Origin of the sequence: Chryseobacterium gotjawalense (assembly GCF_030012525.1) — a bacterium.
GTDB lineage: Bacteria > Bacteroidota > Bacteroidia > Flavobacteriales > Weeksellaceae > Kaistella > Kaistella gotjawalense.
On sequence record NZ_CP124855.1, the window covers coordinates 1243351 to 1265426 of the forward strand.

General features: G+C 39.1%; 21 protein-coding genes and 1 pseudogene. 2 read left to right on the forward strand and 20 right to left on the reverse strand.

Annotated elements, in window-relative coordinates; genetic code table 11:
- Positions 1–188: 188 nt before the first annotated feature.
- The 5 genes from QGN23_RS05645 to QGN23_RS05665 all read right to left on the reverse strand — a co-directional run bounded on the left by QGN23_RS05645 (position 189) and on the right by QGN23_RS05665 (position 5371).
- Complete coding sequence (locus tag QGN23_RS05645) at positions 189–776, reverse strand: phosphatase PAP2 family protein (protein ID WP_282906020.1); 588 nt, start codon at positions 774–776, stop codon at positions 189–191.
- 1 nt (position 777) lies between these two features.
- The gene (locus QGN23_RS05650; protein ID WP_282906021.1) at positions 778–1101 is read right to left on the reverse strand and encodes a Sec-independent protein translocase subunit TatA/TatB; all 324 of its coding nucleotides are present in this window, start codon (positions 1099–1101) and stop codon (positions 778–780) included.
- 94 nt (positions 1102–1195) lie between these two features.
- Positions 1196–2419: a TCR/Tet family MFS transporter gene (locus tag QGN23_RS05655; RefSeq protein WP_282906022.1), complete on the reverse strand. Its 1224-nt coding sequence runs from the start codon at positions 2417–2419 to the stop codon at positions 1196–1198.
- Between the two features lie 528 nt (positions 2420–2947).
- Positions 2948–4192, reverse strand: a complete 1245-nt coding sequence (locus QGN23_RS05660; RefSeq protein ID WP_282906023.1) for a cation:proton antiporter — start codon at positions 4190–4192, stop codon at positions 2948–2950.
- A gap of 273 nt (positions 4193–4465) precedes the next feature.
- Positions 4466–5371 (reverse strand): LysR family transcriptional regulator, encoded by a 906-nt coding sequence (locus QGN23_RS05665; protein WP_282906024.1) that lies wholly within the window; start codon positions 5369–5371, stop codon positions 4466–4468.
- Positions 5372–5465: 94 nt separating this feature from the next.
- Between QGN23_RS05665 and QGN23_RS05670 the strand changes: the two genes are divergently transcribed.
- Both QGN23_RS05670 and QGN23_RS05675 read left to right on the forward strand, forming a co-directional pair.
- Complete coding sequence (locus tag QGN23_RS05670; protein ID WP_282906025.1) at positions 5466–6260, forward strand: SDR family NAD(P)-dependent oxidoreductase; 795 nt, start codon at positions 5466–5468, stop codon at positions 6258–6260.
- Positions 6261–6290: 30 nt separating this feature from the next.
- Entirely contained in the window at positions 6291–7238 is a 948-nt protein-coding gene (locus QGN23_RS05675; RefSeq protein WP_282906026.1) for an aldo/keto reductase, read from the forward strand.
- Between the two features lie 390 nt (positions 7239–7628).
- Here QGN23_RS05675 and QGN23_RS05680 read toward each other — a convergent pair whose 3' ends face one another.
- The 15 genes and pseudogenes from QGN23_RS05680 to QGN23_RS05745 all read right to left on the reverse strand — a co-directional run bounded on the left by QGN23_RS05680 (position 7629) and on the right by QGN23_RS05745 (position 21908).
- Positions 7629–8894, reverse strand: coding sequence for a M20 family metallopeptidase (locus QGN23_RS05680; protein ID WP_282906027.1), 1266 nt, complete (start codon positions 8892–8894; stop codon positions 7629–7631).
- Positions 8895–10067: 1173 nt separating this feature from the next.
- A pseudogene (locus QGN23_RS14900) lies at positions 10068–10160 on the reverse strand (DUF417 family protein); the annotation flags it as partial.
- A gap of 64 nt (positions 10161–10224) precedes the next feature.
- Entirely contained in the window at positions 10225–10764 is a 540-nt protein-coding gene (locus tag QGN23_RS05685) for a TetR/AcrR family transcriptional regulator (RefSeq protein WP_282906028.1), read from the reverse strand.
- Positions 10765–10797: 33 nt separating this feature from the next.
- Positions 10798–12012: a 3-oxoadipyl-CoA thiolase gene (gene pcaF, locus QGN23_RS05690; RefSeq protein ID WP_282906029.1), complete on the reverse strand. Its 1215-nt coding sequence runs from the start codon at positions 12010–12012 to the stop codon at positions 10798–10800.
- Positions 12013–12020: 8 nt separating this feature from the next.
- The gene (locus QGN23_RS05695; RefSeq protein ID WP_282906030.1) at positions 12021–12539 is read right to left on the reverse strand and encodes an FUSC family protein; all 519 of its coding nucleotides are present in this window, start codon (positions 12537–12539) and stop codon (positions 12021–12023) included.
- Positions 12540–12548: 9 nt separating this feature from the next.
- Complete coding sequence (locus QGN23_RS05700) at positions 12549–13895, reverse strand: 3-oxoacid CoA-transferase (RefSeq protein ID WP_282906031.1); 1347 nt, start codon at positions 13893–13895, stop codon at positions 12549–12551.
- A 12-nt stretch (positions 13896–13907) separates the two neighbouring features.
- Positions 13908–14687, reverse strand: a complete 780-nt coding sequence (gene pcaD / locus QGN23_RS05705) for a 3-oxoadipate enol-lactonase (protein ID WP_282906032.1) — start codon at positions 14685–14687, stop codon at positions 13908–13910.
- A gap of 18 nt (positions 14688–14705) precedes the next feature.
- Positions 14706–15491, reverse strand: a complete 786-nt coding sequence (locus tag QGN23_RS05710) for a 1,6-dihydroxycyclohexa-2,4-diene-1-carboxylate dehydrogenase (protein WP_282906033.1) — start codon at positions 15489–15491, stop codon at positions 14706–14708.
- Between the two features lie 9 nt (positions 15492–15500).
- Positions 15501–16511, reverse strand: coding sequence for a benzoate 1,2-dioxygenase electron transfer component BenC (gene benC, locus QGN23_RS05715; RefSeq protein ID WP_282906034.1), 1011 nt, complete (start codon positions 16509–16511; stop codon positions 15501–15503).
- Between the two features lie 12 nt (positions 16512–16523).
- Positions 16524–17009, reverse strand: a complete 486-nt coding sequence (gene benB / locus QGN23_RS05720; RefSeq protein ID WP_282906035.1) for a benzoate 1,2-dioxygenase small subunit — start codon at positions 17007–17009, stop codon at positions 16524–16526.
- Positions 17010–17021: 12 nt separating this feature from the next.
- A complete protein-coding gene (locus QGN23_RS05725) occupies positions 17022–18362 on the reverse strand; it encodes a Rieske 2Fe-2S domain-containing protein (protein ID WP_282906036.1) in 1341 nt (446 codons plus the stop codon).
- A 148-nt stretch (positions 18363–18510) separates the two neighbouring features.
- The gene (gene catA / locus QGN23_RS05730; RefSeq protein ID WP_282906037.1) at positions 18511–19434 is read right to left on the reverse strand and encodes a catechol 1,2-dioxygenase; all 924 of its coding nucleotides are present in this window, start codon (positions 19432–19434) and stop codon (positions 18511–18513) included.
- Positions 19435–19473: 39 nt separating this feature from the next.
- Complete coding sequence (locus QGN23_RS05735; RefSeq protein ID WP_282906038.1) at positions 19474–19764, reverse strand: muconolactone Delta-isomerase family protein; 291 nt, start codon at positions 19762–19764, stop codon at positions 19474–19476.
- A 1-nt stretch (position 19765) separates the two neighbouring features.
- Positions 19766–20947: a muconate cycloisomerase family protein gene (locus QGN23_RS05740; protein WP_282906039.1), complete on the reverse strand. Its 1182-nt coding sequence runs from the start codon at positions 20945–20947 to the stop codon at positions 19766–19768.
- Positions 20948–21020: 73 nt separating this feature from the next.
- Positions 21021–21908, reverse strand: a complete 888-nt coding sequence (locus tag QGN23_RS05745; RefSeq protein WP_282906040.1) for an AraC family transcriptional regulator — start codon at positions 21906–21908, stop codon at positions 21021–21023.
- Positions 21909–22076 lie beyond the last annotated feature (168 nt).

Consider the following 22076-nt stretch of genomic DNA (forward strand, 5'->3'; position numbering starts at 1 on the left):
CTGCGAACTTGGAGGGATTGAAAGAATGATTCAAACACTAAATTCACTAACAGTTTCACTAATTCAATTTGAAAAATTTAAGAATGTGCTACGGAAAATTAACCATTAAGATTCTGGTTAAGAAATTAAGTTCATTAAGGTTCCTTGAGAAATTGAAGAGGGTTATTAAAAATAAATTTTAATGAAAACTATTCTGAAACGGAAGTTGTAGAATTTGAACTGTTCTGCTTGTGAATTACTTTTAAGGCTAAAGTGGCGAAAAAGCCTCCTGCAAAAAAGCCCATCAAAGCTCCCATCAAAACGTCTAACGGAAAATGTACACCCAGATAAATTCGGCTGTAAGAAACAATGATTGCCCAAGCAAATAAAATATAGGGTAAGAATCGATATTTTTTGTGCAAAAGCAAAGTCATAAAAGTGGCGATAAAAAAGGTATTTGCTGCGTGGCTGGAATAAAACCCATATTGTCCGCCACATTGTACAGAACGCATTATTCCGATGAATGCAGGATCGTGACACGGTCGTAGGCGGCCGATTCCTGTTTTGAAAATACCTGCCAACTGATCAGACACAGTAACTCCCAAAGCAATGAAAATCAGAATAAAAACTAAATTTCGGAGTTTGAAGTTTTTAAATAATAGGTAAAGAAAAATAACATAGAGCGGAATCCAAATCCAAGTTGCTGAAATCATGAGCCATAATTGATCAAAAGGCTCACTTCCCATATTATTGAGAAAAAGAAAAATGGATTGATCTTTCTGAATAATTTCCTGCATATTAGCGGCTTACTGGTCCCTCGTGGGTATCATTATCGGCAAGATTGACTTTCGGCTCGTCTCTTCTGGCAAGAACCTCTTTGTCCAGCTCAGTCATAGGATTAAAGTCCATGGCTGCCTGCTTCACTTTGTCGATTTCCCTTTTGATTTCCGAGACAGGATTATCTGTTTCTTTGAGTATTTCAGTTTTTACGTCTTCCATGGCGCCACGCATTTTGCGTACTCCTTCCCCCAAATCGCGTGCAATCTGCGGCAATTTATTAGGACCAAACAAGACAACGATTGCCAGGGCAATCACGAGCATTTCACCTATACTTAATTCCATGGCGTAAAATTACAAAAGATTATGGTATCCCTTTTCATTTTTAAAATTAAATTATTCTTAAAATTATAGCGAAATAAATAATAAGATCCGGCCGCTAAAATTTTTTCTTTCTGGGAAAAAGGCGATTGACCAAAATAACACTCACTGCCATCAATATAAATCCAAGAAAAAAGGGAGCTCCCGGAAATTTAAAAGGTGCTGAATCATGCGTGAAATAATAAAAAGTATTCGTCATTAACGGCGGACCTATAATCGCAGTGAAACTGATTAAACTGGCTAAAGCACCCTGCAATTCTCCCTGTTCATTCTTAGGAATCTGAGTTGATATTACAGACTGTAGTGCCGGCCCGGCAATTCCACCTAAACCATACGGTACCAGAAAAGCAAACATCATCCAACTTTCACTGGCAAAAGCAAAGAGAACCAAACCCACTGCATAAAGTGCCAGTCCGTAAACAATGGTTCTTTCGTTGCCGAGTTTAGGCTGTATAAGCCGGATTAAATATCCCTGAACCAAAGCCGCCATCAAACCGACGAAGCCTAAGGAAAGACCAACCAGTTTCTCGCTCCAGCCGAATTTGTACATGGTAAAGAAAGTCCAGTTCGTTTGAACGGCATGTCCAGCGATATACACAAGAACTAAAGTTGAAATCAATCCCAAAACTTCCGGATGCTTCTTCAGTTGCAGCAGAGAACCCACAGGGTTTGCGCGTTTCCAGTTGAAAGGTCGCCGGTGTTCTTTGTCCAGACTTTCGGGAAGAATAAACCAGCCATAAAGAAAGTTGATCAAACATAAAACCGAAGCTGCGTAGAAAGGAACGCGCGCTCCATATTGCCCCAAAAACCCTCCGATGACAGGGCCGATTATAAACCCTAAACCGAAGGCAGCACCGATTACGCCAAAGTTTTTTGCCCGGTCTTCATCATTGGAAATATCAGCGATATATGCACTCGCGGTCGTAATACTCGCTCCGGTAACTCCAGAAAAAAGTCTCCCTACAAACAGCCAGAAGATGGTGGGCGCAATTGCCTGGATGAAGAAATTCAATGAGAATCCCAATAACGAAAAAAGGATGATTGGTCTTCTGCCATATTTATCACTCAAGCCACCCAAAACGGATGCGAAAATAAACTGCATTCCGGCGTAGGAAAAACTCAGCCAACCGCCATATTGAGAGGCAACACTTACATCGGAAGTCCCTACTAATTCCTGAATCAGTTTCGGAACCACAGGAATCACGATTCCCCACCCTGTAATATCGATTAACAGCGTGACGAAAATGAAACCAATTGCAGCTGATTTTTGATTTTTTTTCATTTCGGGTGTAAAGATACTTTTTTGTGAGGTTTTTTTTAAATAGAATAAAGATAAAAAATAATAGACTGCTACGCTGCCTGATAAAAAATCATCTTAGCAAATGAAAACGTCATTTTTGATATGCTTTTTTTTCTCCCGCTGCGCACTGCGCTAAAAATATCATTTGAATACATTTTCGCACTGCTAAGGGAAAAATACCACCGCAAATTGGTCTGTCTTCCAGGAAAAATGGTGCGTCCTCGGGAAGCCCTTTTACCGCAACCTTTTTGGTTATATAGTCCATTAAATTTACGGAAAGGTCGGATAAAGTTCTTAAAGGAAACATTGATAATAATCATCCCGACGCTTCATTTGGCATGGGTCACCTTTTAGATCTGCAGTATAGTTTAACGGATCCATGTGGTTGATTTAAATAAAAGGACCAGCCATTGTTTTTTGACGGACAGGCAGCAATCGACCCAGCATAAATTTGCCTGTGCTGGCTTCTCTTTCTTCTATAACGACATGTATATTTAAGAGGGTGAGGTTTTAATTTTTGTTTTTGTTTGCGTCGTTTTTGACTAACATTGCTACCACTTTATTAAGCGTTAATCCTTGGACTAATATAGAAAATATAACAATAAAATAAGTAGCGGAAAGTATTGTTTCACGGTACGGTGAATTTGGTAATGAAAGTGCCATCGCAACGGATATACCGCCTCTTAATCCCGCCCAGGTTAGGATCGTAAGATTGTTAAAATTCACTTTACGCAGCACAAACATAGCGGGCAGAGTTACCGTTACCAATCTTGCGAATAATAAGATTACAATAGAAAGTGATCCAACCAGCCAGTAATTGTTTAAAAAAGACATCATGATCAGTTGTAATCCGATCATTACGAAAAGAATGGTATTCAGTACTTCATCCAATAATTGCCAAACCTGGTTCAGGTGTTCATTGGCAGGATGCCCCACACCAAAATTCAGGTTGCCGATCAATAATCCTGCAGTAACCGCAGCCAGCGGAACGGACGCATGAAATTTACCGGCAATGAGCGATATGCATAAAATCATTGAAATAGAGATCAGTACGATAGTTTGAAAATCGCGTATGGAGCGAATAAGTCTATATCCCAGATAACCAACGATCGCTCCTATCACGATACCGCCAATCACTTCTTGTGCAAACAGTTTAATAGTGCTTGTCACGGTAGTTGTGCCGGATTCATGAACTATACCCAAAAGTGTTACAAATAAAATCAGGCCTACAGCATCATTGAATAGCGATTCGCCAGAAATAATAATATTGAGTCTTGCTGGTATTTTCGATTTTTTCAGTATAGAACTCACGGCAATCGGATCTGTGGGAGAGATCAGTGCCCCGAAAATGAAACAATAAATTGCAGGGATTGGAAGATTGATAAACAAGGTAACAAGATATAGTAAACCCCCGAATATACCGGTAGATATCAGTACCCCGATCGTACTTAATATAAATATTGGGAGCCTGAGCATTTTAAGTTTCTTGTAATCAAAATGAATAGCACTGGCAAAAAGCAAAAAACCCAGCATTACATCCAGTAGCACTTTGGAAAAGTTAATGCTGCGCGCCATCAGAGTTACGGTTGCACTAATTCCGGAATGTGATTTTCCTGCCACTAATATCAATATAGAAACAACTAAAGAAACAGCCATGACACCAATTGTACCAGGGAGCTTGATAAATTTTTCGTTTAAAAAAGAAAAAGCCGTGCATAAAAGAATAAGCACAGTTATGATGGTCAGTATATCCAAGCTAATTTATTTTGTAAATTTCAAATTTAAGCCATTTCGTTTAATTTTACTTCACTTCTAAAAGATTTGGTTATACTTCGGTAATTGAAGACCTTAATTTATAAATGTAACCGGGATCATTTCAGCTTTATTTTCCTGAAACATCCCATTATTCCCGAAAATGATTTATTCCTTTCCTCATCTGGTAATCCGCCTTTTTTTTAATGTAGGGATCCGTGTCAGAAACACATCAAATCCCTGTTTCACTTGTGCATCACAGCGGACTTTTGCCGCTTAGGTGTCATTCAATAAGTTTTTAGCTTTTTCATGGAGAAATTGGGTGATCCAGTTGATTTCAATTGGGCTCTGTAATTTTTTTCTTTTACAGAGATACAGCGGATTGTTCACTTCTTTGGGACTGTTGATGAGGTGTATATGGGGATGATTTTTACATAAAAATGCAGGTAAAACAGAGAACGCATTATCATTTGACAAACTTTTCAAGATCGAAAATTTATTGGGAACGATAAAGTTCGGTGAAAAATCAGGAGTTTCATTGAAATGTACTTTCCAATATTTGATGACATGTTCCATGTCGGCTGCCGTTCCGTACCATTTCTGATTTCTTAACCAATCCTTGCTTTCGCTCCATTTTTTCTGATCCATTAAATTCTGTATGGTTGCTACATCTGCATTTTTACCTGCCACCAAAACTAATTTTTCTACAAAAAAATCTTCATATTCCCAATCCTTTTCATTGTTTTTTCTGTTGGTAATGATGAAATCCAAAATGTTTTTTTCCAGTAACTGTCTCAAATAATCATCGTTATCAAATTTAGCAATCAGGTTAAAATCGAATTGATATAATTGATCTTCTAAAAAATACTGAAACAGTTCCACGCAAACACCGACACTGACGGTAGGGCGAATATCCCCGGATTTTCTGTGTAACAGTTCTTCTACACTGTCGAAAGAAGTCAGTAGATTTTCTACCTGATTATAAAGAATCTTTCCTTTTTCTGTAGGATACATTTTTTTCGACTTCCGTTCAAAAAGCGGAAAACCCGTGTAGACTTCCAGTGAATTTAAGTGCAAACTAACACCGGGTTGTGAAAGCGCCAATTGTTTGGCCGCCGCGGTTAAGGTCCCTGTCTCATAGATAGCTTTAAAACTTCTAAACCATTCTAAATTTGTTTTCATCTATAACTAAACTTATATAAGTGGCAAAGTTAAATAATTTTTATTATACACCTATTAGCCTTAAATTTGCAGGTATAATGTAAAATATAATCGAATGGATTTACAGTTAAAAGGAAAAACAGCATTAGTAACAGGTTCTGCTTCCGGTATCGGATATGCCATTGCTTTAGGCTTGGCAAAAGAAGGAGCCTCAGTGTATATCAACAGCCGGACGGAAGAAACTTTGCGAAATGCGATTCAGTCTATCAAGTCAGCAGTAGCTGATGCATCAGTTGACGGCATTGTCGCTGATTTTTCAAAAGTAGAAGAAGTAAATGCTTTGATAGAACAATTGCCTGAAATCGATATTTTGGTAAATAATGTGGGCGTTTATGGAAATCAGCCGTTTGAAACTACTGACGATGCACACTGGTTCCGTGATTTTGAGATTAATGTAATGAGTGGCGTGCGACTCTCGCGTCATTATGCGCCGCTGATGAAAGCAAAAAACTGGGGGCGTATTATTTTCATTTCCAGTGAATCGGCCATTAATATTCCTGAAGACATGATACTGTATGGCGTGACCAAAACGGCTTATTTAGGCTTAAGCAGAGGCTTGGCCAAATACCTGAAAGGAACCAATGTGACCGTGAATGCCGTTTTGCCGGGACCTACGCTGGCCAGTGCAACCGATAAAATGTTTGAGGAAATTGCTGCGGCGAAAAATATTTCCGTAGAAGAAGCACCGATGGCATTTATACAGGAAAAAAGACCCTCGTCAATCATCCAACGTTTTGCAAAAACAGAGGAAGTAGCCAATATGGTGGTGTACGTAGCCAGTCCGTTATCTTCGGCGACGACAGGTGCTGCATTACGTGTGGATGGCGGTGTGGTAGATACGGCTTTTTAATCCCTTAATTAAAATTTTAAAAATATAGCGATGGAAAAAATAAAAATAGGACAAACAGACCTTGAAGCAGCACCAATTAATTTAGGTGGAAATGTTTTCGGATGGACTTTGGACGAAAAAAAATCATTCGAAATCCTGGATGCTTTTACAGCAGGCGGATTTAATTTTATTGATACTGCCGATATGTATTCATTTTGGGTTGATGGTGGTTCCGGAGGTCAATCTGAAAAGATCATTGGCGCATGGTTGAAGGCGAGAGGAAACAGAGAAAATCTGATTATAGCGACAAAAGTTGGAGGCGCAACAGGTGTTCATCCAATTGACACCAGCAAAAAACATATTCTGAAATCAGTTGACGAATCATTGAAAAGGTTGCAAACCGACTATATTGATCTGTATTACACCCATTATGATGACGAAAAAACACCGGTGGAGGAAACGCTGGAAGCCTACAATGAAATCATCAAGTCGGGAAAAGTCAGATATATTGGAGCTTCTAATATTTCGCCGGAACGCTTAACTGCCTCTTTTGACGCTTCCGAAAAGTATGGACTGCCAAAATACCAGGCATTACAACCGCACTATAATTTGGTAGAGCGAGCGTACTATGAGACTAACTATGCTCCATTGGCAGAAAAATATGGTATGAGTGTTTTCCCGTATTGGTCTTTAGCATCTGGTTTTTTATCGGGAAAATACCGTTCAGAAGCTGATTTTAGCAAAAGTATCCGTGGCGGTGGCGCTGCAAAATACCTCAATGAAAAAGGTTTTGCTGTTTTGGCAGCTTTGGATAAAATTTCAGAAAAACACCAATCGGCTCCAAGCACTGTTGCTTTAGCATGGTTACTTGCGCAACCAAATGTGGGTGCTCCAGTGGTAAGTGCTACTAATCTTTTCCAATTAGAAGGCTTGTTGGCAGCTCCCGGTTTATCTTTAGATAATGAAGACCTCGCATTATTGAATGAAGCAAGTAAATAACTAAAACAGTCACCTGATTATGGCTTATTAGTGATAATGAGGTGGCTGTAATTTCGAATGGAATAGCGGTGTCTAATTATCCAGCAAAACATTTCGCTCTGTTCACGCATACAAGGAGCTCCCGAACTTTTCTCGTAAGAACCGCCGATGGTAACTGCGATAGCTAACATTTTTGCAATTATAATTTTCTCTCAGAATTTTGAGCGCGGGCTGTTGGTATAACCGGTTACTACAAGATCACACATAATTTCTCCACCACATGATACTGAAAATGCAATGGTGCATCCAGACCTTGCTGCTTTGCTCCTGCTGCTACGCTTATGACCAATACACAAGTACCTGCCCGATCAAAAAATTATAAAGCGCATGTAATTGATCCATAATTGCAGTTTAATCCAGCCATACCAGAGCGGCTGTCATCATAGCCTGTAAACCCGTTTTTAGAGTTGGGTTGATTACTGGTGCATATTTGGGGGAATGATTGCTGGGTATAGCGTTTATTTGATTGTTCTTTTGAGCTTCCAAATATATTGTAGGATCCGTTCCGCCAACAAACCAAAAAACATAAGGCACTTTCCAATTCGTTCCAAAAACACTAAAATCTTCACTGGCAGAAGCCGGCTGCGTTTCAAATGATTTATCACCGAACTGAGCATCGAAGGCTTCGGCCACTTTCGCGGTAGATGCGACATCATTCACCGTCATCGGATAGCTGTCTATTGTGGTGAATTCAGGATCTCTTGGTGCATTGGATGCTGCACATTCTGCACAACAGATGCGTTTGACCGCTGAAAGGATATGATCTTTAACGCCGTCATCAAAAGTTCGGATATTCAATTTTATGGTGGCATCATCAGGAATAATATTCTCTTTGGTACCGGCCTGCAATGATCCTATGGTGAGTACCGCATTTTCAATCGGTGCTACTTCACGTGAAATAATGGTTTGTAAGCGCATCGTGGTAGCCGCTGCCATAATCACCGGATCAATGGATGTTTGTGGCTGTGAACCATGTGAGCCACGACCAAAAAGTTTAACTTTCAGACTGTTTCCTGCGGATAATATGGCACCACTGCGATGTCTAACGGTACCTGCTTCGCCTACCATTACATGCTGCCCAAGAATGATGTCTGGCTTGGGGAAACGGTCCATCATGCCATCATCTATCATACCTTGTGCGCCACGGCCGACTTCTTCTCCAGGTTGAAAAACCGCCATTACCGTTCCTTTCCATTGATCCTTGTGCTCCGAAAATAAACGTGCAGCTCCCATTAGCCAAGTCACATGCAAATCATGGCCACATACGTGCGACACCCCTACCTCCAGACCTTCTTCATCTCTGGCTACTTTTGTGCTTGCGTAAGGCAACCCCGTAGATTCTGCAATGGGAAGCGCATCCATATCAGCACGAAGCATCACGGTAGGCCCTTCTCCATTTTTCAAAAGGCCTACCACACCGGTTACCCCTATCCCCGTTGAAACCTCATATTGATACTTGGTTAAATAATCCGCAGCAATTTTAGCCGTGCGGAATTCCTGCATCGACAGCTCGGGGTTTCTATGAATATCTTTATAGATTTCTTCTAATTCCGGAAGCAGTTGATCGATGAAGCGATCCATCGTATCATTGAATGCTTTAATTTTGGTGATTTCCATAATTTTTAATGTTAAAAATTTAAAATGAGGTTCGAATATCAGTTCAAGTATTGCTTTTATTGTCGTTCTTGGGTTATCCCAAAATATTCATTGGTTTTTTTCTCATCATGAGCACAACCACAGTTACATCTATTCAAAGCTGTTAAAGACACTCCAGTTAAAATTCTCCATTTCCTAAATTATTAAAAAATTCTTTATGTGGATGGAATTTGTACTTTGAATGCTTCAGTTTAATCAACGAATTAAATTACCAAAGTGATTTTAATATTGGTTCTGATAACCCATTTCCCCGGCAGTGACCCCGCTATTTTTGAGCCTACATCTGCTGTGAAGTTGAAAAATGCAGAAAGATTGAATCATCTTCGGATAGCTAGGAAAATACAATTTTAAAAAATAAAGGTAGTAATTTAAAATCCTAACACCAAGCAGTTTGTAATTTTAATACACAAATCCTAATCAATAGAAACATTAAATAACCTCGATATTATAGATATTTATCCAACCTTTTTTTATTGTGATATAACCTGGCGCAACTCGTGATTCACAACCAATTGAACCATTGTTATGAGCGATTCTCCATGTAATTCAATAATTTTGCAAAGTAACTTTCGGAGTCGTCACGAATATCTTTTTGAGTTTAAAACAACCGCAAGTTGACTTTACTCGACTTCAAATCCTTTTGTTTTGATCATTCTAAAAAGTTCCTCAAATTGCCCAGCGTTTCTTATACCAGTTAATGGCACACAAACTTTAGGTATTGTAAATTTAGTATTTAAACCGAATTAGCAGTTTGGTCCTTTCATCGGGAACTCTACGTCGCAAACCAAAAAAGAGTGGAAAAACTCTTTATGATTGTAATGACTGCCTTAGTTTGGTGCTACAAAATTGGTGACCATGTTGATGCAGCTATAAAATGTATAAAAGTTAAAAAACACCAAAGAAAGGCCTTTAGTGTTTTCAAATGTTTTAATTATTTAAATAAAATTTTGCTAAATCTATTTAAATAATTAAATATCAGCGTTTTGCAACTTCCATCATGTACACAGTTGCTTTAGAGTAATTTGTTCAGCACAGTCCGCAGCGCAAATTAATCCAGCTAACATGATAATATCTCTCAGCACCAATCATTCTTCTGAACGTTTCCCCTTCTGAATTTTTATAATTGAAAAATCACATCATAGGACTGTTTTCAATAAAGCCGGCAGTTCCATCGGCCTCATCCTGAGACATTTTCAATCCGCCAATCCAAGCCATTATAACCAATATCTAGATTCGGCTTAGGTTAAGGACTAATCTGTAATTGAAAACTTGTTTAGAATTCTATGGATTATTAGGAATATATTCTGTATTTCTTTTTGGCAAGTCGGATTATAGCATCGATATGATCCGTATCGAACTCATTGGCCGCAATATATTTCCACAAACCATCGATAATAAACAACAGTATTTCTGCTTCCAACTCTGGTTCTTCATAGCCCAATGCCGCAAAAGCTTTTACCAGCAATTCGTGACTCGATTTCATAAACAGCTGATGATGCGTCATGGCCATTACGTTAAGTGGCGTGATTTTATACTGCATCTGCCAAAAGTTTTTATTCGAAAGGACGAGTATTTTTGGTAAATCGAGCAGATTAGAAATATAATTTTCAGGTGTTTTGTATTCCAAATGTTCCGCAACCAATCTGGTAGCTTCCCGGTATCCCGATTTTACAATTTCTTCAATAAGGTTGTCTTTATTTTTAAAATGTTTAAAAATAAGCGCTTCAGACACATGGGCTTCTATAGCAATAGATTTCGTTGACGCAGCTGATGTCCCTACCTCCGTAAAAATATTTAATGCGGCATCCAGTATGTCCTGTTTCTTACTCATTTTCTGATTCTATAGTATTAAGAAATAAATTACTTAGTCCACTTTTTCCAAAATAACAGCATATCCTTGTCCAACACCAACACACATTGTAGCTAAGGCATATCTTACATTTTTCTTGTGAAGCTCCAGCGCAGCAGAATACGTTATCCGTGTACCGGACATGCCCAATGGATGCCCCAATGCAATTGCACCGCCATTAGGATTTATTCGTGGATCGTCATCTTTTAATCCTAGCGCTCTTGTACACGCCAATGCCTGGGCTGCAAAGGCTTCGTTAAACTCCATAACGCCAATATCATCCAAAGTAAGTCCCGCTTTTTTGAGTGCTTTCTGGGTTGCTGTAACCGGACCTATTCCCATAATTCGAGGTTCAACGCCTGTTACTGCGGAGGCAACAATTCTGGCCAAAGGTTTCAAGCCATATTTTTTGACGGCTTCTCCTGATGCCACATACACTGCTGCAGCTCCGTCATTTAAACCGGAAGCGTTTCCGGCGGTTACCGTACCGTCTTTTTTAAAGGCTGGTTTCAGTTTCGAAAGCGACTCTAACGTAGAATTTTCTCTGACAAATTCATCTTTATCAAAAACGATTGGCTCTCCTTTGCGCTGCGGAATAACCACTGGAAAAATTTCTTCTGCCAATCTGCCATTTTTAGTGGCAGCTGAAGCTTTTAATTGAGAAGCTAAAGAAAATTTGTCCTGATCTTCTCTCGAAATGCCATACAGCTCAACCAAATTTTCAGCGGTAATTCCCATAGGATCTACGCCGTACATTTCTTTCATTTTCGGATTTACGAAACGCCATCCGAAAGAAGAATCTTCCATTTTTGAATCGGTACCAAATGCTTTTGATGGTTTTGAAATCACCAATGGTCCGCGGGTCATGTGCTCTACACCGCCAGCGATGAAAATATCTCCGTCTCCAGCTTTGATTGCTCTGTTCGCATGAATAATGGCCGACATTCCCGAAGAACAAAGCCTGTTTACCGTTTCGCCCGGAACAGTAACCGGCAGCCCGGCGAGCAATGCTGCCATTCGTGCTACATTTCTGTTATCCTCACCCGCCTGGTTATGGCATCCCAAAATAACATCATCAATGACATCTTTTGGAATAGCCGGATTTCTTTTTACCAATTCTTCAATGACCATGGCCGCAAGATCATCGGCGCGGACGGCACTTAAAGTACCTCCGAAACTTCCAATCGGAGTTCGGATTCCATCAATAATATAAGCTTCTGTATTCATCATCTTTTCTTTTATAATTTTTCATGTGGGAGATCCACTTTATTTCTCAAATAATTAATGAGGTACGACGTAAGCACTGTAACCGATAAACCGATCAGACAACCAAGTGTTACCGAAATAAACCGATAAACCGCTGCCCATGAACTCAGTTGTGCCTGTTCCTGAATAGTAACAATAACAAAGGCCACCATTGCGGTTCTGGCCACATTCATCAACTGAAAGAAATAACAAACCAACACTGTAAGAGCAATACCTGTCAACATGAGGTAAATATTGGGCTCGTATATAAAGAAACATACCAAGCCGACGATGGATCCGATCAAATTGGATTTAAATCTTTCAACAGAGAGGCGTTTGGCATCTTTAGCTTCGGGTGAAATGACCAGGATGATGGAAAGCAGCGTCCAATAGGCCTCAAATTTTGGAAACTGTAAATAAAGCTGATATCCAATTAAAAAACCGATCAGGCACCTAAAAATATAGATCACCAAATCAGAACCAATACTATTTCGTATTATTTTTTGAAACACTTTTTAGGATTATGATAAACTTTCTGTAAATTTAGCGGTGGTCTTTTCACGTACTTCTTCTACTGTAGCTCCCGGCATAATTTCGGTTAAAGTAAGTTTTCCGTCGATGAATTCAAAAACGGCTTTATCGGTTATCACCATGTCAACAGTATTTAGAGCCGTTAGCGGAAGATCGCACAATGGAACTATTTTGGCATCCCCGTTTTTTTCATTATGCATCATGGTGATGATCAGTTTTTTAGCACCCGAAGCCAAATCCATGGCACCGCCCACGCCCAGTAACGGTTGTCCGGGAACTGCCCAGTTGGCAAGGTTTGCGGCTTCGTCAACCTGTAATCCTCCCATAATGGCAACGTCAACGTGGTTGCCGCGTATCATGGCAAAAGACTCTGCCGAATCAAAATACGAAGAACCTTTAAGAGCCGTTACCGGCACTTTTCCGGCGTTTACAGGATAATCCATGGCGCCGCCACCATCTATTGGCGCAGGGCCCACGCCAAGCATTCCGTTTTCAGTATGCAAAATGATGCCGGCTTCGTCCGAGATAAAATCGGCAACTAGTGTCGGGATTCCGATTCCGAGGTTAACAACATCGCCTTTTTTAAGTTCCTTCAAAGCTCTTTTCGCCATGTTTATTCGGGTTTCAGAAACTTTCTTGCTCGAGGACACGGTTGCAGAACTTCCAAGATCGTCTAATTCCAAGGTGGCTTGCACCAGATAATCGACGTAGGATGCCGGAGTATGTATGCTTTCGGGGGCAATTTCTCCAACTGGAACTATTTCTTCCACTTCAGCTATCACCAAATCGGCCGCGGTGGCCATGGCCCGGTTAAAATTCTGTTCCGTCATTCGGTACTGAAGATTTCCGGCAGTGTCGGCTTTCCAAGCACGGATAAATGCCACGTTTCCCCTGATTCCGGGAATAAAAACCTGCTCCACGCCATTCAGTATTTTTGTTTCTCTTCCTTTTGCTAACTCAGTTCCAGCCGAAGTTGGGGTGAAAAACCCACCGATACCGGCACCTCCCGCGCGTATGGCTTCCGCCAAAGTACCTTGCGGCAATAATTCGTATGCCACGACACCTTCCTGAGCTGCTTTTACAGCCTCGGGATTGGAAGTGAAGAAAGAACCTATCATCTTTTTGAGTTGTCCGTTTCTAAGAAGTCTTCCGCCGCCAATGCCTGCTTCGCCTACGTTATTTCCAATGAAAGTCAAGTTTTTAGTTTTTGTTTCGGCAAGGGCATGCATTAAATGAACCGGATTTCCGGTCATCCCGAATCCTCCCTGCAATAAAGTATCTCCGTCCTTTACCATTGCAACTGCTTGCTGTAAAGATATTTGTGGTATGGTCTTCATCAGTATATTTTTTTAATGTTGTGTGAAATGAATAATGTGTTTTGCGAATTCTTCCGGATGCTCCATATTCGACAAATGGGCAGCGTCAAGCGTGACCAAACTGGCAATCGGTGTGCGTTTTTGTATGAATTTCCCATCGGCTAAAGTGGTCACCTCATCCTGTGTACCTGCGATTATTAAAGTGGGAACTTCTAAATTATGAAGTTGTTCCCTAAAATCTGCACCAGCAACGGCATAACAACAAGCGGTATATCCTTGTAAAGAAGTAGCCTCAAAATCATGGAGAACCTCTTGAACTTTATCAGGATTTTTACTTCTATAATCGGGAGTAAACCAACGTTCAGCTGTTGCGGTTACTATACTTCCCAACCCATTTTCCGTAACTTGTTTTATCCGAGCTGCCCAACCTTCCTCTGTTCCAATTTTTGCAGCAGTATTACTTATAATTATTTTTTCGAAACGATCAGGATGATTAATTCCTAACCATTGACCGGTTAAGCCTCCTATAGAAAGTCCGCAAAAGTAAACTTTATCTAATTTTAAATAGTTTAACAGTTCAATCACGTCGTTTCCCAAATCGGCGATTGAAACTTTGTCCTGGTTGATTGTGCTTTCACCGTGACCCCGTTTATCGTATCTCAAAATATTGAAATGGTGACTCAAAATGGCAATATTATCTTCCCACATTGAAAAATTGGTTCCTAATGAATTAGAAAGAACCAATGTTTTTTTATGTCCGAAATTTTCTAATTTATAATTGCAAATAAAATTTTCTAACTGAATTTTTGACATTTTATTATTTTTAAAACATTACCCTAAATCTCCACCGGCAACCGGTATGGTCACACCCGTGATATATTTGGCTTCGTCAGAAGCTGCAAATAATATGGTACTCACTTGATCGTCGATGGCGCCGTATTTTTTCTGTAAAGAAGATTCCCTTGTTTGATCTACAATTTGTTGGTACCACATTTTCTCTTCTTCTGTTTGTGTATTTTCATTTCTCGGAATTATCCGTTGCGGAGCTTCAGTTCCGCCAGGCGCAACTCCAATAACTCGTATGTTGTTTGCTGCCTGTTCAAATGCCAAAGACGCGGTAATGGCATTCACGCCACCTTTCGCAGCCGCATAAGGAACCCGATTAACAGATCGTGTCGCTACCGATGAAACATTAACAATTACGCCTCCACCATTGGCAATCATATTGGGTAAAACGCTGCTGCATCCCCATAAGGTTGGAAATAATGATCGGCTTACTTCCTTAATGATTTCGTCTTCTTGGTAATGTTGAAAAGGTTTTGCCCAGATGGTTCCACCCACATTATTGATCAGAATGTCAATCTTGCCAAAAGTTTCAATAGCACGATTTGACACTTTTTCAAAACCTTCAAGAGTTTCTAAATCGGCTTGTACAGCAATAACATTGTATCCTTCTTTTTTTAAATTTTCCGCTACTTCCAGCACTACATCCGACCGATCAACTAAAACGGTTTTAGCTCCTTCTTTAGCAATTCGTTCGGCAACACCTTTACCGATACCTTGTGCGGCACCGGTAACAATGGCAATTTTATCTTTAAATCTATCTTGAAATATCATAAGTTTAAATTAAACGGTTGCCATTCCTGTTGGAATAAATTTTTCGGTATAGAAATTTTCGTAATGTATTTGATGTTCTTCTAGAGAAGATTTTACGGCATCAACCATTGCATTTGGACCACATATATAAATATCGTAAACCGCTGCAGATAATTCCTCTTTATTAATCCATTGGGTCACAAATCCTGATGCATAATTCCCACATTTTTCATTGGATACACAAGGATAGGTCTGTATTGTAAGATTTGTATAATTTTTGAGACGATCCAATTCAACAACATTCTCGGCTGTTGTTGCGCCATAAAATAATTTAATCGTTTGGTTATTTCCTTCTTTATTAAGCTTTTCTAACATGGCAATGAAAGGAGCAATTCCCGTTCCGCCGGCAAAAAATAAAGTTTGACGTTTCATTTCCCGACTGTAAAAACTACCGACAGGTCCTGTAATACTCAGTGTTTCGCCCACTTTTGCCTGTCTTAGATAATCACTCATTAAACCAGCATTGGGAATCAGTCGGATGATAAATTCCATTTCATCAGTATCTGATAAGGAAGAGAAAGAATAAGACCGCGTTTCTTCAGAGCCGGGAACTAAAATATTGGCATATTGTCCGGGTAAAAAAGTAATGGTTGAACCGTCTTTTATTTTGGCTTTTAGTTTTACAATTTCTGAAGATAGAAAAGTGAGCTCGGTGATTTCTGTTTCATAGGTTGAGACTTCCACTTTACAGGCTGCCGAACTTGCTAATATATCAACGATCATATCTGATTCTGGACGCATTTGACAGGCTAATCCAAAACCCTTTTCTGCTTCTTCTTCCGACAAAGCCTCATCGATATAATCTCCAGGATCAAATGAGCCTGATTTTGACAAGCATTTGCACGTTCCGCAAGCACCATCGGCACAATCTAAAGGGATATTGACTCCTACTCTGTAGGCCGCTTCAGCAATGGTTTCATCGCCCGAGGTTTCAATAAAACGTGTTACGCCATCTTCAAAATTTAATGCAACTTTTGCCATAATTTTTATTCTTTAAATATGATATACATCTAAAACCTGACGGATGTAATCGTTTTTGATTATTACTTTTTTATTTGAAATCAGGAAGGAATCCTCGTTTTTTTTCAGCGTGTAAAAGCTAACGCCGAAATAAGTATCGGTTGTTTTGTATCGAAATGATAAGGTATTCCAATTGAAACGAATTTTTACCTCCTCCTCATTTTCTTCCATAATTTCCACATTACTGATGTAATGACAGGTTCTCGGTTCGGGCATAGATGCTGATGAACGTTCTGTTTTGATGCGGAACACCCGATCTTCTAATCCGCCTTTATTGGGATAATAAATCAAAGAAATTTCGGTTTGAGGATCCTTGGTCAATTCATCTTCGTCATCCCATCCTGGCATCCAAAAAACACAGTCTTCATCATAAAATTTCAACCATTCATCCCATTGTTTGTCATCTAATTGGCGGACTTCCCCGTATAAGAATGCCAGTATATCTTGATAATTTGTCATGATTTATATTTTTTAAACTGCTAGATTTTCTTTAGAAAGGCCTTCTTTTAAAGAATCTTTCCAGAATTCGTGTTGCGTAATAAATAAACCTTCATCTTCAGATTTGATTCCGGAGATTATTGGTTGAATGTCCATTTTTTTTGCTTGTTCATCCTGTCCGTAAATCCAGTGGGTAGCACCACGACTCATGTCATTGTATTTTAAAGCAGAAGATTGGTAGGCAATTTGACACGAACGAAATTCTTCTAAATCATCAGGTGTTCCCATCCCGGTTACATTAAAAAAGTCTTCATACTGACGAATACGCGTAGCACGTTCTTCGGTGCTTTCTCCCTTTGGTGCAAAACAGTAAATTGTAATTTCGGATTCATTAACAGAAATGGGTTTGATTACTCTAATTTGAGTAGAGAATTGATCCATTAAGAACACATTGGGATACAATCCTAAATTACGGGTCATATTTACCATAAAGCCTGCTTTTTCTTCCCCAAAATCGGCAATCAGACGCTCTTTTTGTTGATAGATTGGGCTGACTTCCGGATTTAATTTATTGGTCCACAATAAAATATGACCGTTTTCGAAACCATAAACACCGGCTACAGATTTTGACCAATTATTGGCGTCTACAGCCTTGGTTCCTTCCTTTTCGTAATCGCGTCTGCCCATAGTTGCAACGTAATTCCAATGCACGGATGAAACATGATAACCATCTGCTCCATTTTCCATTTGCAGTTTCCAGTTTCCATTGTAAACATAAGAAGACGAACCATTTAACACTTCTAATCCTTCCGGTGCCTGATCTACAATGTGGTCGATAATAATTTTTGAATCCCCTAAATATTCTTCCAAAGAAAGTACATCGGGATTAAGCGATCCGAATAAGAAACCTTTATAAGCCTCAAACTTTGCCACTTTTACTAAATCATGAGAACCTTCGCAATTGAACTGTTCTGGATAGCCGCCTGTTTTTCCGTCTTTTACTTTTAATAATTTTCCAGCATTACTAAAAGTCCAGCCGTGGAACGGGCAGGTAAAAGTGGACTTGTTTCCTTTTTTATAACGGCACAACTGGGCTCCTTTATGGGTACAAGAATTGATTAAAGCATTTAATTCTCCCTGTTTGTCTCTGGTAATGACTACGGATTGTCTTCCTATGGAAGTGGTATAATAATCGTTTATGTTGGGGATTTGAGATTCGTGAGCAAGATAAACCCAGTTGCCCTCGAAAATATATTTCATTTCCAACTCAAACAATTCTTCGTTTGTAAAAGATTCCCTGTTATGACGGTAAATACCATGCTCTTTGTCGTGAACGATCAGGCTGTCCAGGTATTCAGAAGTTACTTTTTTCATAATTTAAAATTTTTAAATTTCAAGACCATAAACTCCTTATTCGAATTATAACAATTCAAATTTTCAGTATATAACCTTATTGAAATCTGGATTTGTCGCTTTTCTTTATGCAAATCCTTTGGGCCGTATTGTTAAACTATGTTTACAATTATGCAGTAGCATGTGATCTGTGGTTTTCGCCAGGAGCAGCATTTGCTATTTCATGAACCATGTTAAAGTCGAAATTAATTTTCGCGAAAGCTTCATCTTTTCCGTACTTGGCCGCATCTTCAGCAGAGATTCTTTCGATATGAGGAACCAATTCCGGACGCGTCGCGAATGCGAAATCATCAAATGTTAATGGATCACCTTCAATATTAATCTGAGTGGTCAACTTTCTATAACCCGGAGCGGTAACAAAAAAGTGAATGTGTGCCGGACGTGCTCCGTGACGGCCTAATAACTGCATCAGGGTATCTGTAGAACCATTTGGTGGACAGGCATATCCAACAGGAACGAAAGATTTGAATTCGTATTTTCCATCTTCAACTACATTGATTGCACGACGTAAATTGAATTCCGGTTGTGAAGAATCAAAGTGAGAATACAGTCCTTTCAGGTTGCAATGCCAGATTTCGACTTTTGCGTTAGGAATAGGATTTCCTTTTTCATCACGAACAACTCCGCTCATAAATAAACGCTCTCCATTTGGTTCCGGTTCTGTTTCTAATGTTGCATAAGAAGTAGATTCCGGAGAACCGGCTACGTATAAAGGACCTTCAATCGTACGAGGAGTTTTGTTTTCGATACCCGCTTGTTCGTCTTCCCAATCCATTTGAACATCCATGAATTTTTCAATACCTAAACCAGCAAATACCAATCCGTATTCATTATTTTTTCCTGTTTGGGTAAGCCAGTCACAAGCTTTCCACATTTCTTCAGAGGTAATGTCTAAATCGGCCATTGCATTAAACAAATCTTCAAGAAGACGGTTAACAATGGTTTTAATTCTTTCATTTCCCGCACCCTCTTTTTCTGAAGATTTTATCAGCGCTAATGTTTCGTCAATTCTTTTTTGATCAATTCTTTTCATAATATTAATTATTTTCGGTTAAGATTTTTAAAATTTGAATTATAAGATTGTTTCTCTTAGGGCATTGGGATGCTTGCAGACACTCGTTACTTTTATCGTCATGTAAGGAAACAAAGGCAAAGAGCTGATGATCTGATGCAGTTCTTCGGGACTTTCCACTTCCAAAACGGAGATGTTAGAAAACTTCCCTGCTACTCGCCATAAATATTTCCATTTTCCGGAGTTTTGCCATTTTTGAGAGCACTCTTTTTCTCTGGCAATAACGTCGGCCAGTTTTTCGTCGCTCCAGGTTTCTGGGATGTTCACATCCATTTCTACTACGTAAACCATATTATTTTCTTTTGTATTTTTCAACTTGATTCATATCTAATTCTATTCCGAGTCCTACTCCTTTAGGAATTTCAAGACTGAAATTTTCATAGGTAATTGGTTTTTTAACAATATCATCCGTTAATAAAAGCGGCCCGAAAAGTTCTGTACCCCAATCAAGGTTAGGCAGTGTGGAAAAAATGTGCGCCGAAGCGGCAGTTCCAATGGTTCCTTCGAGCATGGTACCACCATACAGTGAAATTCCTGCTCCTTGCGCGATGGCAGCTTGTTTTGCTATATTTGTTAATCCACCTGATTTGGAGATTTTGAGGGCAAAAACACTGGCAGCATTCAGTTTAGCTAATTTAAAAGCATCCTGAACGGTGGCGGCGGCTTCATCTGCCATGATTGGAACTTCAAAATAAGAAGTTAATCTGGCCATTCCTTCAAAATTATGCTTAGCTAAAGGCTGCTCTATCAAGTCAACGCCAGCATCTTGGAGTTTTTGTATGGCTCTTTTAGCCACCTGTTCACTCCAGGCCTGATTCACATCTACCGTCAATTTTATATCGGCACCTAACGCTTTTTTTATGGCAGCAACGTGTTTAATATCTTCGCTGGGGGTCTTAGTTCCAATTTTGAGTTTAAAGACATTGTGTTTATTATCAATAATTAATTTTTTAGCTTCGGCAATATCTTTATCAGTATCACCACTGGCTAAAGTCCAAAGAACTGGAAGGGTATTTGAAATAGCACCGCCAAACAGTTGATGCAAAGGCACTCCAAGTCTTTTGGCATGAGCATCTAATAATGCGGTTTCAATTCCTGATTTGGCGAAATTATTTCCTGAAATATTTTTATCAAGAAGTTTCATCAAAAAATTGACGCTTGTTGGATCTTGATTTAAAAGTAATGGTGTAAAATAAGTATCGATGGCTAATTTTATGCCTTCTGGGAATTCATCGGCATACGAAATTCCACCGATGGTTGTGGCTTCTCCGATCCCTTCAATTCCGTCCGAAGAAAAAAGTCTGATGATCACCAACGACTGTTTTCTCATGACCGTCATCGAAAGATGATGGGGTCTTATAGTGGGCAAATCAACAATAAATGTCTCAATTCCGGTAATTTTAATGGCTGACATAATTTCTTGTAATAGTAAGTGTTTCATCACGTTAGTAAGCACTCGCTTACTTAATAACAAAATTACCTTGAAAGTATGTTTCAGGAATAGGACTTTTAATTTATTACTATGACAAATAGTTCATAAATGCTAATTAAGATATACCTCCGATGGTTTTTCTGAATTCATTGGGAGTAAATCCCGTCTTCTTTTTAAATATCCGGGAAAAATAACTTGGGTCTTCAAAACCAATGCTGTACCCTATCTCATTGATACTTTTTTCTATATCCGACAGCAGCACTTTTGATTCATTAATAAAGTAGTCCGTGATCACTTCTTTGGGATTCTGCCTGGCTATAATGTTGCAAACCCTGTTTAAACGTCCGGTGGTTATATGAAGTTCGGCAGCATACTGTTCAATCGATTTCTTGTAGGTACGGCTTTCACGAATGAGTTGTGAAAACCTTCTGAAATAAATAATGGAGGAATTGTCTTTGTCGAAAATTCTAAGCGGCGTGCTTTTAGGAATTCTACTTAATTGTACTATAATTTTTCCGATCATGCTGTCAAGCATCAACAATTTACCGATGTTATCCTGATGATATTCATCTACACACTCGAGCATATTTTTATAAACGATTTCTGAAAAGCTATCCTTTATTACTTCGGTCAGCTGAAAAGTTTCAATAGCAATCACGGCTTCCGTTTCTCTCTTAATCATGTGCTCTAATACCGCATCTGATAAACTGATGATCCAGCCTTTCATTTCCGTTTGATGTTCAAAACCGTGTTCGGTATTTTTAGGAATGGTTATAAAGGAAGGTGCAGACACAGGAATCCTTTCGTCATTATGAAGTAATACGGTACTGCCCTGGGTAATTAAAAAAATTTGAAACTGGTTATTATGAATATGTGGCTTTACGTTATTGTTGTTTTCTTTTCCAATAACTCCAAAGGGATATATAAAAACCAGACCTTTTACAAATTCAATAGAGTTTTTTCCATATAATCCATCAAAAAAAGTACGATCCGTATTTTTCATAATCATTGATTTTTAATAATAAGATGAAATAAAGATACACCTTTTTTAAGATCAGTAAACTGCCAGTCTGGTTTAAAAGACCCAGACCAAATCAAAACATGAGTTGAAAGCCAAAAAGACTATCCGAATAAAAAAACATCATTCCTTTTTGTACAAAAAAAATGTCCC

Bases quoted from the DNA above. Each gene is read 5' to 3' on its own strand.
- QGN23_RS05675 (WP_282906026.1), top strand. From the start codon at position 6,291: ATGGAAAAAATAAAAATAGGACAAACAGACCTTGAAGCAGCACCAATT.
- pcaD (WP_282906032.1), bottom strand. From the start codon at position 14,687: ATGTCAAAAATTCAGTTAGAAAATTTTATTTGCAATTATAAATTAGAA.
- QGN23_RS05700 (WP_282906031.1), bottom strand. From the start codon at position 13,895: ATGAAGACCATACCACAAATATCTTTACAGCAAGCAGTTGCAATGGTA.
- catA (WP_282906037.1), bottom strand. From the start codon at position 19,434: ATGAAAAGAATTGATCAAAAAAGAATTGACGAAACATTAGCGCTGATA.
- QGN23_RS05680 (WP_282906027.1), bottom strand. From the start codon at position 8,894: ATGGAAATCACCAAAATTAAAGCATTCAATGATACGATGGATCGCTTC.
- benC (WP_282906034.1), bottom strand. From the start codon at position 16,511: ATGGCAAAAGTTGCATTAAATTTTGAAGATGGCGTAACACGTTTTATT.
- QGN23_RS05685 (WP_282906028.1), bottom strand. From the start codon at position 10,764: ATGAGTAAGAAACAGGACATACTGGATGCCGCATTAAATATTTTTACG.
- QGN23_RS05710 (WP_282906033.1), bottom strand. From the start codon at position 15,491: ATGATATTTCAAGATAGATTTAAAGATAAAATTGCCATTGTTACCGGT.
- benB (WP_282906035.1), bottom strand. From the start codon at position 17,009: ATGACAAATTATCAAGATATACTGGCATTCTTATACGGGGAAGTCCGC.
- QGN23_RS05735 (WP_282906038.1), bottom strand. From the start codon at position 19,764: ATGGTTTACGTAGTAGAAATGGATGTGAACATCCCAGAAACCTGGAGC.
- QGN23_RS05745 (WP_282906040.1), bottom strand. From the start codon at position 21,908: ATGAAAAATACGGATCGTACTTTTTTTGATGGATTATATGGAAAAAAC.
- pcaF (WP_282906029.1), bottom strand. From the start codon at position 12,012: ATGATGAATACAGAAGCTTATATTATTGATGGAATCCGAACTCCGATT.
- QGN23_RS05665 (WP_282906024.1), bottom strand. From the start codon at position 5,371: ATGAAAACAAATTTAGAATGGTTTAGAAGTTTTAAAGCTATCTATGAG.
- QGN23_RS05645 (WP_282906020.1), bottom strand. From the start codon at position 776: ATGCAGGAAATTATTCAGAAAGATCAATCCATTTTTCTTTTTCTCAAT.
- QGN23_RS05670 (WP_282906025.1), top strand. From the start codon at position 5,466: ATGGATTTACAGTTAAAAGGAAAAACAGCATTAGTAACAGGTTCTGCT.
- QGN23_RS05725 (WP_282906036.1), bottom strand. From the start codon at position 18,362: ATGAAAAAAGTAACTTCTGAATACCTGGACAGCCTGATCGTTCACGAC.
- QGN23_RS05650 (WP_282906021.1), bottom strand. From the start codon at position 1,101: ATGGAATTAAGTATAGGTGAAATGCTCGTGATTGCCCTGGCAATCGTT.
- QGN23_RS05655 (WP_282906022.1), bottom strand. From the start codon at position 2,419: ATGAAAAAAAATCAAAAATCAGCTGCAATTGGTTTCATTTTCGTCACG.